Genomic DNA, 11,845 nt, shown 5'->3' on the forward strand with positions numbered 1-11,845 from the left:
GCGCCGGGCACGGCGCGAAAACCTGCATCACGAAACCGGTTTTCGCCCCAGCCATCGAATTTCGACGGCACCTTGTCCCACCACGACGCCTTGCCGGGAGCGCCGGAAATCGCGTTCATGTCGTTGAGACGAAACGACAGCAGCACCGCCTTCTTCAGCCACTGATTGACTTTCCACTTGCCATTGGCTTCGCGCTCGGCAACGCGGGCCTCGCCCTTGTCCAGCAGGTCGAGCGCATGATCCACGGCGTCGCGGACTTCGCCCTTGGTCGCGGTGCTGATGCCGTCGCGCGCATCGAAGGCGGTGTCGATGGTGGATTCGAGGGCAGGCAAAGACATCAAGGCTTCCTTGGCGACAATGATTGCGGGCGGTGGAAGGCTCTTGTCGGGATTCGCAGGAGCAGAGTCAAGAACACACGCCCGTCCCGGGATCGCATTTCTTCGCCTGTTCCGGCCGGCAGGAGGGCAATGCCACAAGGAGCGGCTATGCCTTCGTATCGGACGCAGCGCCGCGTTGTCCCCGCCGCCTCTCGAGCGTGATCTCGGCCAGGATCGACATCGCGATCTCCTCCGGCGTGATGGCGCCGAGGTCGAGACCGGCAGGCGCCTTGATGCGGTCGAGCGCTGTCGCATCGATGCCCTCGGCGAGGAGCTTCTCGCGCAACGCCGCCATCTTGCGGCGGCTGCCGACGAAGGCGCGATAGGCAGCCTCCGTCGCAACGGCCGCGCGCAACGCCGCTTCGTCGCCCTTGCCTTGGGTCGAGACCACGACAAAACGCCGCGCTTCATTGAGGCGGCCGAGCGCATAGCCGTCGATCCGCGTGTCGGCATCAACAGCGCCCAGGACATCTCCCGCTGGTGCCGCCACCGTCACATGATAACCGAGCTGCCGCGCCTGCGCCGCGAGCGACAGCGCGACGGGGCTGGCGCCAAGCACCACCAATGAGGGATGCGGCAGCACCGGCTCGACGAAGATATCCATGGTGCCCTTGCTCGGGCACATGTTCTTCGCAAAGCGCACGCCGTTGCGGTTCTCGCCGGGTTTTACCCCGAGTTCGGCCAGCAGATTTTCCGGCTGCACCGACACCATGCGCGGCTCACCATCGGCCAACGCGTCCCGCGCGGCCTTGAGCACCGCGCCGCGGGCGCAGCCGCCGCCGATCCAGCCCGCGACGATGGTGCCGTCCGGCCGAATGATCGCCTTGGCGCCGGCTTTTGCCGCGGTCACCGACACCGTGCGCACCACGGTGGCGAGCACGAAGGCCTCCTCGGCGGCCTTCATCTGCGCCACCAGGTCCATCACCTCGACATGAGCGGTCATCGCGCGCTCCATCGGTCACCTCCTCCCTATGGGAAAGGTGGAGTCACCTTCACTTACGTTGCCCATCTCTCTTCATCGACCTTCACAATCTTGCCAGATACGGCTCGAGCGCCGTCAGGCTTTGCAGCGTATTGGCCGGCGCGTAGAGGTCGACATGCGGCAATGCCGCCTTGATGCCCGCCGCATCCGGCGCGTAGCCCTGCCATGCCATCATCGGATTGAGCCAGACGATGCGGCGGCAGCGTTTTGCCAGCGCCGCCATCTCGCGCCCGAGCAGCGCGGCATCGCCGGTCTCGTAACCGTCGGACACGATCATCACGCAGGTGCGCGAATGGATGACGCGCGCGGCGTGCCAGCGGTTGAAAGTCTGCAAGGATTCGCCGATCCGCGTGCCGCCGCCGACGCCCTGCGCCATCATCGACAGCCGGTCGAGCGCGCGCGCCGCATCCTTTTCCTTCATCGCGTCGGAGACGTAAGCGAGCCGCGTGTGAAACAAAAACGCCTCGGCCTCGCGGAATTCGTCGAGCACGCCGTGGATGAAGCGGAGGAATACGGAGGTGTACATGCTCATCGAGCCGGAGGCGTCGAGCAGCACCACCAGCCGCAAAGGCTTCTGCTTGCGCCGCCGCATCTTCAAATCGATCGGCACGCCGCCATGACTGATGTTGGAATGGATGGTGCGGCGCAGGTCGAGCCGGTAGCCGCGCCGCCGCGCCAGATCGCGCCGGGTCAGCCGCGTGCGCATGGTTTTTGCAAGCCGCGCGGCCGAGGCATGAGCTTCCTCGATCTGCGCGGGATCGGCCAATTGGCGGAAATCCACTTCGGAAACATTGTCGGCGCGCGAAGCGCCTTCCATGCGGCCTTCGCCGTCGCGATCCTCGGGCGCGTCATCGCCCGATGGAATCTGGTCCGTCGCCGGCTCGCCGCCGCCCGGCTGCGAGCGAGCATCCTGCAGGCTTTTCAAGGACGGGCTGTTGGCGGCTTTCGTCGAGCCGAACGTCATCGATCGTGATTTTACGCGTTTACCAAGCCAGAACGCATCGAACAGCCCATCGAATTTTTCCCAGTCGGATTTCCGCGCCGAGAACAGATGCTTGAATGCCGAGCGCAACAGCGCCGGCCGCGCCGCAAAGCCCGCCCCCATCAACGCCGCGGCGTCCTGGCCCTCCTGCAGGCCGACGGCAAACGCGTTGTCGCGCAACGTCCGCAAAAATGCCGCGAGCTTTTGCGCCACCGCGCGGGAGACCTCGTCCGCTTCGTCATAGGCGAAAGGCGCGGCGCAGCAGCTCATGCGACCTTCCCCAATATCCGTTCGGTGACCTCCCGCGTCACCCGCGACTTGTCCTCATGGGTTTTGAGCAGGCACATCAGCGTCTTGTACACGGCTTCGGGATCGTCGTGCAGATCTCGGATGTCGAGCCCGACCAGTGCCGCCGCCCAGTCCAGCGTTTCCGCCACGCCCGGTACCTTGCGCAACTCCTCTTTCCGGATGGCTTCCACCATGCGCGCGATCTGCAGCGACAGCGAGGCGCCGGCGCCGTCGATCCGCGCCATGATAATGCGCGCCTCGCGGTCGACGTCGGGATAATCGACATAGTGATAGAGGCAGCGGCGGCGCAGCGCGTCGGACAGTTCGCGGGTGCCGTTCGAGGTCAGCACCACATGCGGTATCGATTTCGCAGAGATGGTACCTAGTTCGGGGATCGATACCTGGAAGTCCGACAGCAGTTCGAGCAGGAACGCCTCGAACTCATCGTCGGCGCGGTCGATTTCGTCGATCAGCAGCACCGGCGGCGTGGCGCGGCGGATCGCGGCCAAGAGCGGCCGCTCCAGCAGGTATTTTTCCGAAAAAATCTGGTCCTCGATCGCGTCTGCCTTGTCGCCGCGATGCGCCTGGATCGCCAACAATTGCCGCTGGTAGTTCCATTCATACAGCGCCGCCGATTGATCGAGCCCCTCATAGCACTGCAGCCGGATCAGTTCGGTGCCGTGCACGCTCGCCAGCGCTTTTGCGACCTCGGTCTTGCCGACGCCCGCCTCGCCTTCCAGCAGCAGCGGACGCTTCAGCAACTGCATCAGCGACACCGCGGTCGCAAGCTCGCCGTCGGCGATATAGCCCGCGGCGGCCAGCGCTTGCGCGATGTCGTCGCGAGTTTTCACTGCGTTATCGGCCGTCATTGTGTGTCCGGCGCACAAACACATGCACAGCGTCATGCGCGGGCTTGACCCGCGCATCCATCCTCTTCGCAAGACTCTTTCGAAGAGGATGGATTGCCGGGTCAAGCCCGGCAATGACGGGTGGTTTCGTATCCCAGGCGCGATGCAGCACGCCGCTCTTCGCGGCGTGATGCTTCGCAGAACCGGGACCCCGGTTTTTTGAATCGCAAGCAACCGGGGCCCCGGCTCTGCAGCGCACCACGCCGCGAAGAGGCGGCGCGCTGCGCTGCGTCCGGGGCACGTACAGAATCACGCAAACACTCCCAGGTTCTTCGCCGCCCGCCAGTTGCGCCAGTAGTCATGCGGCATCTGGATATGGGTACTGCCGAGGAACGAAAAAGCATCATTGACGGCGTTGGAGAACGCCGGCACGCCGCCGACATTGGGGCTTTCGCCGACGCCCTTGGCGCCGATGGGGTGATGCGGTGACGGCGTGACGGTGAAGTCGGTTTCCCAATGCGGGGTCTCGACCGCAGTCGGCATGAAGAAATCCATGAACGAGCCGGTCACCACATTGCCTTCCTCGTCGTAGCGGATCTCCTGGCCCATCGCGATGGCGAAGGCCTCGGTGAGGCCGCCATGCACTTGGCCCTCAATGATCATCGGGTTGATCCGGGTGCCGCAATCATCCAGCGCATAGAAACGCTTGATGGTGTAGACGCCGGTGTCGACGTCGATGGTCATCACGCAAATATAAGCGCCAAAGGGGTAGGTCATGTTGGGCGGATCGTAATAGCTCACCGCCTCCAGTCCCGGCTCCATCCCCGGCGGCACGGAATTGTAAGCCGCCCAGCACAAATCCTTCATCGAGATGGATTTTTCGGGCAGACCCTTGACGCGGAACCCGTCGATATCCCATTCGAGGTCGTCCTCATGCACCTCGAGCTTGTAGGCCGCGATCATCTGCGCCTTTGCCTTGATTTTTCGCGCGGCCATCGCGATCGCCGCACCGGCCACCGGCGTCGAGCGCGAGCCGTAGGTGCCGAGCCCAAAGGGCGCGGAGTCAGTGTTGCCCTCCTCGACCATGATGTCGTCGGCGGGAATGCCGATCTCGGTGGCAATGATCTGCGCCCAGGTGGTCTCATGCCCCTGGCCCTGGCTCTTGGAGCCGACCCGCGCGATGCCCGCGCCGGTCGGATGCATGCGTATCTCGCAGGAGTCGAACATCGCGATGCCCAGGATGTCGCAGTTCTTCGACGGACCGGCGCCGACGATCTCGGTGAAGAACGACACGCCGACGCCCATGATCTCGCGGGTCTCGCCGCGCACAAACGCTTCGCGTTGCGCCCCCTGCTCTCGGCGCAGTCCGGCGTAATCGACCGTTTCCATCATCTTCTTCATCGCGGTGTGGTAATCGCCGGAATCGTATTCCCAGCCCAAGGCCGAGTGATACGGAAACTGCTCGGCCTTGATAAAATTCTTCAGCCGCAATTCCGCGGGATCCATCTTCAGCTTCTGCGCCAGGATATCCATCGCGCGCTCGATGCAGTAGGCCGCCTCCGTCACCCGGAACGAGCAGCGATAGGCAACGCCGCCCGGCGCCTTGTTGGTGTAGATGCCGTCCACCCCGACATACGCGGTCGGGAAATCATACGACCCGGTGACGATGTTGAAAAAGCCCGCCGGCCATTTCGACGGATCGGCGCAGGCATCGAACGCGCCGTGATCGGCCAGCACATGGACGCGCAGGCCGGTGACCTTGCCTTCCTTGGTCGCCGCGATCTCGGTGGTCATGTGATAGTCGCGCGCGAACGAGGTCGCGGTGAGGTTCTCGATGCGGTCCTCCACCCATTTTACGGGTTTGCCGGTGACGATCGAGGCCACTGCGGCGCAGATATAGCCCGGATAGGCGCCGACCTTGTTGCCAAAGCCGCCGCCGATATCCGGCGAGATCACATGTATTTTGTGTTCCGGAATCTTCGCGATCAGCGCGACGACCGTGCGGATCACGTGCGGCGCCTGGAATGTGCCCCAGATCGACAGCTCGCCCCTGATCTTGTCGAACGAGCAGACGCACTGGCAGGTTTCCAGGGGCGAGGGATGGGTGCGGTGATAGGAGATCATCTCCTTGATCGACACTTCCGCCTTGTTGAAGGCGGCATCCGTGAGATCCTTGTCGCCGATGGTCCATTCGAACACATGGTTATGGTGTTTGCGCGGGCCGTGCGCGCCTGATGTCTTGCCGGCGAGGTCGTCGCGGACCACCGGCGCGTCGGCGTCCATCGCCTTGAACGGATCGATCACCACCGGCAGCGGCTCGTATTCCACCACCACCTTGTTGATGCCGTCATCGGCGGCGTAGCGGTCGGTCGCGACCACGAAGGCGACTTCCTGGTTCTGGAACAGCACTTTTCCGTCGGCCAGCACCATCTGCACGTCGCCGGCCAGCGTCGGCATCCAGGCGAGGTTGACGGTCTTCAGCGTCTCGGCGGTGATCACCGCCAGCACGCCCGGCACCTTCAGCGCCTCCTTGTCGTCGATCGATTTCACCCGCGCATGGGCATGCGGCGAGCGCACGAAATCGCCGTGCAGCATGCCCGGCAATTTCAGGTCGTCGACATAGTTGCCTTTGCCTTGCGTAAAGCGGATGTCCTCGACGCGCTTGCGCTTGCAGCCCATGCCTTCGAGTTTGGCTTCGCGTTGTTCCCGCGTGGGAGTCATATCGTTCATTCCGCAGCCTCCTGGAATTCGACGCCATTGATCTTGGCGGCGGCGTACTGGATCGCACGCACGATGTTCTGGTAGCCGGTGCAGCGGCAGAAATTGCCGGAGATGCCCATGCGGATTTCCGCTTCGCTCGGCGACGGATTCTCCTTCAGCAAGCGTTGCGCGCGAAGAATCATGCCGGGGGTGCAGAAGCCGCATTGCAGCCCGTGCATCATCCGAAAACCTTCCTGCAGCGCCGACAGCGTGCCATCGGCATTGGCGACGCCCTCGATGGTCACGATGTCGGCACCCTGTGCCTGCACCGCGAATACCGTGCAGCTCTTCACCGACATGCCGTCCATATCGACGGTGCAGGCGCCGCAATGCGTGGTCTCGCAGCCGATATGGGTGCCGGTCAGCGAGAGGTTTTCACGAATGAAATGCACCAGCAGCGTGCGCGGATCGACGAGGCCTTCCACCTCGGCGCCGTTCACCTTCATGGTCACATGGGTCTTTGCCATTTTGTTGTTCCCTTAAGGCGTGATGAATTTACGTGAGGTGGCCTAGACGCCATCGCGATTCGATCCAAAGCCATCATGCTCAACCCAGCCGCGCCAGCGCGCGCGACAGCGCCCGCATCACCATGATGCCGCCGACATGTTTTCGGTATTCCACCGGTCCGCGCGCATCGGCGGCCGGCGACATGATCGCCTCGGCGGCAGCGGCCGCCTTCTTCAGCGACGCCGGATCGAGCCCGGTGCCGATCACCGCCTTCGAGGCATCGGTCGCGAGCAGCGGCGTCTCATGCAGATTGGTGAGGCCGATGGCGCAGGTCGCGACCTTGCCGCCCGCCATGGTCATCACCACCGCGGCGGCGGCGGTTGCGTAGTCGCCGACCTTGCGCTTGAGTTTTTCGTAGGCGTAGGTGTGGCCGGCCTCGGGCACCGGAATGGAGATCGAGGTCAGCAGTTCGCCGGGCTCCAGCGCGGTGAAATAGGCGCCCTGATAGAATTCGGTGGCCGGAACGTCGCGGGCGCCGTTCGGCCCCTGCAAATGGTAGCTTGCGCCGAGCACCAGCATGACGGCCGGCAAGTCGTTGCCGGGATCGCCATTGGCGAGGTTGCCGCCGACGGTGCCCATGTAACGCACCTGCGGATCGGCGATCAAAAGCGCCGTTTCGCGCAGGATCGGCAGGGAGCGCGCGAGCTCGTCGGAGGCGAGCAGCTCGTGCTGCGTGGTCATCGCCCCGATCGCGATTTTATTGCCGCTGCGGCTGATGCCCTTGAGGTCGCCAATACCATGCAGGTCGACCAGATGCTCCGGCGTCGCCAGCCGGAGCTTCATCATCGGCACCAGGCTGTGCCCGCCGGCCAGCGGCCGGGCCTCGTCGCCCAATGTCGACAGCAACTTTACGGCATCGGCCACGGATGCTGGCCGGTGATAGCTGAACGGGCCGGGAATCATGGTCTTCCTCCCCTTAGGTCCTTGTCGGTGGACATTGCGCGGAAGGCTGTTCCCGGATTGTTTTGTAGGCAAGACGACGGGAGCCGAGGGATCACAAGCGCGGAAATTTCGCACGAGATGCGGAGACACGCGCACGAACTGCGTCAGCGCGTGCGACCTATCGGTTAGCGCTGCAACATTTTCCGCGTCGTCCCCGCGCAGGCGGGGACCCATACTCCGTGTCGTTGATGTTCAGGGAAGACGTTGCATCGTCGTTTTTCAATCACAGCCGTCAGGGGTTATGGGTCTCCGCCTTCGCGGGGACGACCCGTTGTGAAGCCTCGTGTCCCGGCCTCAATGCGCCTGAACACCCCGCCTCAGCCCCAGCCGCGCCTTCACCTCGGCGATCTTCGCCCGGCTTACCGGCACCCGGTGCGGCGACGGGCCGTCGAGCTCGATCACTGCGCCATCGCCTTCCTTGCGGACGAAGGTGACATGCGGAATCGCCACGATATGGCTGCGATGCACCCGCACGAACTGGCTTGGATCGAGCTGTGCCTCGGCTTCCGAGATCGACCACGGGCACATCCGCTCCCGGGTGCCGTCATGCACCCTGGTATAATGAGCATCTGCCCGGACGCTGCGCACGTCGGCGGTATTTATAAAGTGTGTGCCGTCGGCGCCCTCGACCGGCAGCCGCGGCGCCCGCGCGCGTGGAGGCTGGCCCAACCCGCCCAATGGCGCCGAGCGCAGCCGTGGCGCCATCGCGGCAACCGGGTTCGGCTCGGCCAAGGTCTGTGCGGGCGCGACGCCGGTTTCCACGACCGGTGCGACCGCACCGGCCGCCCCCGCCTGCCGGCGCGGGTCCGGCACCAGCGAGAGCAAAAAACCCGCCGCGATCACGAAGCACAGCAGCGCCACCACCAGCGCCAGCATCTGCTGCGATGCCGCGAGCCCACCGACATGCGCGTGTCCGGCTCCCGCCGGGACAAAATGCATGCCGTACATCGCCGTGTAATGCATGCCGGACACCGCGACCCCGAACGCCGCCGCGCTGATCAGCAGCCGCACCCCGTCCTGACGGGCGAGAAACACGCGCAGGCCGCCATAGGCGGTGACCACCGCGATCAGGATCGACAGCGCCACCATGCCCGCATCGTGCCGAATCGCAAAACTGCCGGTCAGTCCATGGATCCCGACATAATGCATGCTGACGATGCCGGCCCCGAGCAACACCGCGGCGGAGGCAACGCGCGGCAGTGACGGCTCGCCGATGCTGACGAAAAACAGCGACACGCCAACCACCAGCGCGCAGATCAGGAACGAGATGATGGTGGGAAGCACTAGATAGACGGTATCGGCCGGAATCGGCGCCGCCAGCATGCCGATGAAATGCATGGTCCAGATGCCGACCGCGAGAAATCCCGCGGCGCCGGCGAGCAGCAGGCGACGGCTCACCTCCGGCGTGCCGCGGATGCGCGCCGCCAGCCCGAAGCCGGTGTAGCCACCCAGGATCGCGATCACCACCGAGAGCGCGACGAGATAGGGATCGTGTCCATCGAACATGATCGGCTCGGCCGCCCGTCTCCACGGGCGTGCCTCCTCCCGGCGCGGAGTTTACAGGGGCGGCGGCGGAAATGACAATCGGCCGTGCAGCATCGCCAAAAACCCCGTCAGGTCATCGGTGACATGATCGACGTGGGCGGCGTCGCGGCCTTCCAGCTCCCACGCCTCGCGTACGACATTTTTGCTGCCGTCGGGCACGACCAGCACCGTGGTCATGCCCAATTGATGCGGCACCACGAGATTGCGTGCCAGATCCTCGAACATCGCGGACGTCTTCGGATCGACGCCGTGGACGTCAAGAAATCTTTGATAGGTTTGCGGCGCCGGCTTCGGCTCGAGTTCGGCGGCGATGATGTCGAACACCGCCTCGAAATGCGAACCGATGCCGAGCCGCTCCAGCACCTTGGCGGCATGATCGGTCGAGCCGTTGGTCAGGATCAGCTTGCGTCCGGGCAGTTTCGCGATCGCGGTCCCCATCGCCGGATTGGGCTCAAGCGGCGAATGATCGATCTGATGCACATAGGCCAGGTAGTCGTCGGCGCTGACACCATGCAGGCTCATCATGCCGCGCATGCTGGTGCCGTAGCGGCGGTAGTAGTCCTTCTGGATCCGCCGCGCCTCGTCGGCATTAACCTTCAGATAATTGGCGATGTATTCACCGATCCGTTTGTCGACCTGCTGCCACAGATTGACATGATGCGGATACAGCGTGTTGTCGAGATCGAACACCCAGGTGTCGATGTGGCTGAAGGGACGGGCGGTGTTTTGCGCTGGTGTCATCAAACTCTCGTCGTCGTCCCCGCGAAGGCGGGGACCCATACGCCGTGCCGGTTATGATGGGCACAATGTGCGTGACAATTCATTTTGTGGGCACTGGGATCTTGAATTGAGGTCGGTGGTTATGGTCCCCGCCTTCGCGGGGACGACGAAGCGTGCATCACGGCATCGCAAAGCGCAGCGTCTTGCCGCCGCTGCTCATGTCGACGGCGGCAAATCCGGCGGCGGCGAGGCCGCGGGTGCCGCAGTCGCCTTGCTCATTGATTTCGAACTTGCTTTCGCGCGTGCAGAGCAGCGTGGCGCCGCCCCAGTTCAGCAGCCTGTCCTTGAACTTGATGGTGCGGCCGTCGCCGTCGATCGCTTCGGCAAAACTGAAAATCTGTTTGAGCTGGCCGCTGACGTCGGGATGCAGGCACTTGCCGGGTTCGATGCGATACCAGCCGCGGCTGACCACGGCCTTGCCGTCGTCGGTGCCGACCGCGGCCATGATCTTGTGCGGGGTGTCGTTGCACCAGGTGAGGCCGGCGGAGGAGGGCGACTGCACCGCCTCAATCATGACCGCGAAGAAATTCGGCGCCTGCACGAGTTCCGGCGTCAGCCCGCGATTTTTCAGGAACGCCGCCAGCGCCGCCTGCGTCTTCGGACCATCGACGCCGTCGATGGGGGCTGCGTCATAGCCTGCGATCACCAGCAGCCGCTGGATGCCGGCGAGTCTGGCCTGCTCGTCGTCATATTCGCTGTCCTCGGCCAGATACGCCACCAGGTTGCCGTCGTCTGTTTGCGTCGGCCGGATCTCGGTGAACGGCGCCGGCGTCTGCCCGGCGCGGCACTGGCGCGCGGCGGCGATGACGAAATTATCCGGCGCGATGCATAGCGTGTCGGCGCCGTTCTGCGGGATCGGCGACGAGCCGTAGACGCCGAGCGCGCGCGCGTTGAGCAGGATGCGGTCGGCGGTCAACGTACCCTGCGCCACGACCCGGCATGCCGCCGGATCGATGCGGAACCAGCCGCGCGTTGCGGTGGCGGCCTTGTCGTCGATGCCGATGGCGGCCTCGACCACATAGCTCATGCGGTTGCAGAGTTTTAGGTCGGCATAGGCAGGCATCGAGCTTGCGAGCAGCGCCGCCAGAGCAGGGATCAGCGCGGAGGAAATGGATCGCGCAATGTTTCTTTCGTCATGCCCGGGCTCCCGGGCATCCACGTCTTTACGGGCGCCTGGAAACAAGACGTGGAGGGCCGGGACAAGCCCGGCCATGACGGTTCTGATTGGTGAGGCCGTGCGGGTCACTTGTGGATCAGCGTGCCGGTGCCTTGATTGGTGAACAGTTCGAGCAGGACCGCGTGCGGAAGCTTGCCGTCGATGATGACGACGCCCTGCACGCCCTGCTCCAGCGAATAGATGCAGGTTTCGACCTTCGGAATCATGCCGCCGGAAATGGTGCCCTCGGCGATCAGTTTCCGTGCCTCTTTCACCGACAATTCAGAAATGAGCTTCTTCGATTTGTCGAGCACGCCGGGCACGTCCGTCAACAGCAACAGCCGTTTTGCCTTCAGCGCGCCGGCCACGGCGCCGGCAAACGTGTCGGCATTGACATTGAAGGTTTGCCCGCTCTCCGAGGTTGCCAGCGGCGCCAGCACCGGAATGAGATCATGACCGATCAACTGGTTCAGCAGCGTCAGGTCGACCCTGTCGGGTTCGCCGACGAAGCCGAGGTCCACCACCTTTTCAATGTTTGAGCCCGGATCGACCATGGTGCGGGTCGCCTTCGACGCCTTCACCATATTGCCGTCCTTGCCGCACAGGCCGACCGCCTTGCCGCCGGCCTCGTTGATGTAGCTTACGATCTGCTTGTTGATGGAGCCCGCAAGCACCATC

General features: G+C 64.1%; 10 protein-coding genes and 1 pseudogene. All 11 read right to left on the bottom strand.

Annotated features, from left to right (window positions below; genetic code table 11):
* Positions 1 to 338: pseudogene (locus tag VGP39_RS17450) on the bottom strand (2,3,4,5-tetrahydropyridine-2,6-dicarboxylate N-succinyltransferase); the annotation flags it as partial.
* A 145-nt stretch (positions 339 to 483) separates the two neighbouring features.
* Positions 484 to 1,320 carry an XdhC/CoxI family protein gene (locus VGP39_RS17455; RefSeq protein WP_327569352.1) on the bottom strand — a complete coding sequence of 279 codons (837 nt, stop codon included), beginning with the start codon at positions 1,318 to 1,320 and terminating at the stop codon, positions 484 to 486.
* 82 nt (positions 1,321 to 1,402) lie between these two features.
* Entirely contained in the window at positions 1,403 to 2,611 is a 1,209-nt protein-coding gene (locus tag VGP39_RS17460; protein ID WP_327569353.1) for a VWA domain-containing protein, read from the bottom strand.
* Positions 2,608 to 3,480: a MoxR family ATPase gene (locus VGP39_RS17465; protein ID WP_327569361.1), complete on the bottom strand. Its 873-nt coding sequence runs from the start codon at positions 3,478 to 3,480 to the stop codon at positions 2,608 to 2,610. The genes VGP39_RS17460 and VGP39_RS17465 overlap by 4 nt, the downstream gene beginning before the upstream one ends.
* A gap of 306 nt (positions 3,481 to 3,786) precedes the next feature.
* Positions 3,787 to 6,207, bottom strand: coding sequence for an aerobic carbon-monoxide dehydrogenase large subunit (locus VGP39_RS17470; protein WP_327569354.1), 2,421 nt, complete (start codon positions 6,205 to 6,207; stop codon positions 3,787 to 3,789).
* Positions 6,204 to 6,704, bottom strand: a complete 501-nt coding sequence (locus tag VGP39_RS17475) for a (2Fe-2S)-binding protein (protein WP_327569355.1) — start codon at positions 6,702 to 6,704, stop codon at positions 6,204 to 6,206. The genes VGP39_RS17470 and VGP39_RS17475 overlap by 4 nt, the downstream gene beginning before the upstream one ends.
* 79 nt (positions 6,705 to 6,783) lie before the next feature.
* Complete coding sequence (locus tag VGP39_RS17480; protein ID WP_327569356.1) at positions 6,784 to 7,647, bottom strand: xanthine dehydrogenase family protein subunit M; 864 nt, start codon at positions 7,645 to 7,647, stop codon at positions 6,784 to 6,786.
* A 333-nt stretch (positions 7,648 to 7,980) separates the two neighbouring features.
* On the bottom strand, positions 7,981 to 9,192 hold the full coding sequence (locus VGP39_RS17485; protein WP_327569357.1) for an MHYT domain-containing protein: 1,212 nt from the start codon (positions 9,190 to 9,192) through the stop codon (positions 7,981 to 7,983).
* Positions 9,193 to 9,243: 51 nt separating this feature from the next.
* Positions 9,244 to 9,972: a pyrimidine 5'-nucleotidase gene (locus VGP39_RS17490; protein ID WP_327569358.1), complete on the bottom strand. Its 729-nt coding sequence runs from the start codon at positions 9,970 to 9,972 to the stop codon at positions 9,244 to 9,246.
* A gap of 157 nt (positions 9,973 to 10,129) precedes the next feature.
* On the bottom strand, positions 10,130 to 11,074 hold the full coding sequence (locus tag VGP39_RS17495; protein ID WP_414644705.1) for a DUF1036 domain-containing protein: 945 nt from the start codon (positions 11,072 to 11,074) through the stop codon (positions 10,130 to 10,132).
* Positions 11,075 to 11,253: 179 nt separating this feature from the next.
* The coding region (gene argB, locus VGP39_RS17500; protein WP_327569360.1) for an acetylglutamate kinase at positions 11,254 to 11,845 on the bottom strand (592 nt) is incomplete at its 5' end.

Origin of the sequence: Bradyrhizobium sp., from assembly GCF_036009065.1 — a bacterium.
In the GTDB taxonomy this organism is placed as follows: Bacteria; Pseudomonadota; Alphaproteobacteria; order Rhizobiales; family Xanthobacteraceae; genus Bradyrhizobium.

What these genes read in the sequence shown, in the direction of transcription:
- VGP39_RS17455 (WP_327569352.1), bottom strand. Translation starts at nt 1,320, where the DNA reads ATGACCGCTCATGTCGAGGTGATGGACCTGGTGGCGCAGATGAAGGCC.
- VGP39_RS17460 (WP_327569353.1), bottom strand. Translation starts at nt 2,611, where the DNA reads ATGAGCTGCTGCGCCGCGCCTTTCGCCTATGACGAAGCGGACGAGGTC.
- VGP39_RS17470 (WP_327569354.1), bottom strand. Translation starts at nt 6,207, where the DNA reads ATGAACGATATGACTCCCACGCGGGAACAACGCGAAGCCAAACTCGAA.
- VGP39_RS17475 (WP_327569355.1), bottom strand. Translation starts at nt 6,704, where the DNA reads ATGGCAAAGACCCATGTGACCATGAAGGTGAACGGCGCCGAGGTGGAA.
- VGP39_RS17480 (WP_327569356.1), bottom strand. Translation starts at nt 7,647, where the DNA reads ATGATTCCCGGCCCGTTCAGCTATCACCGGCCAGCATCCGTGGCCGAT.
- VGP39_RS17485 (WP_327569357.1), bottom strand. Translation starts at nt 9,192, where the DNA reads ATGTTCGATGGACACGATCCCTATCTCGTCGCGCTCTCGGTGGTGATC.
- VGP39_RS17490 (WP_327569358.1), bottom strand. Translation starts at nt 9,972, where the DNA reads ATGACACCAGCGCAAAACACCGCCCGTCCCTTCAGCCACATCGACACC.
- VGP39_RS17495 (WP_414644705.1), bottom strand. Translation starts at nt 11,074, where the DNA reads ATGCCTGCCTATGCCGACCTAAAACTCTGCAACCGCATGAGCTATGTG.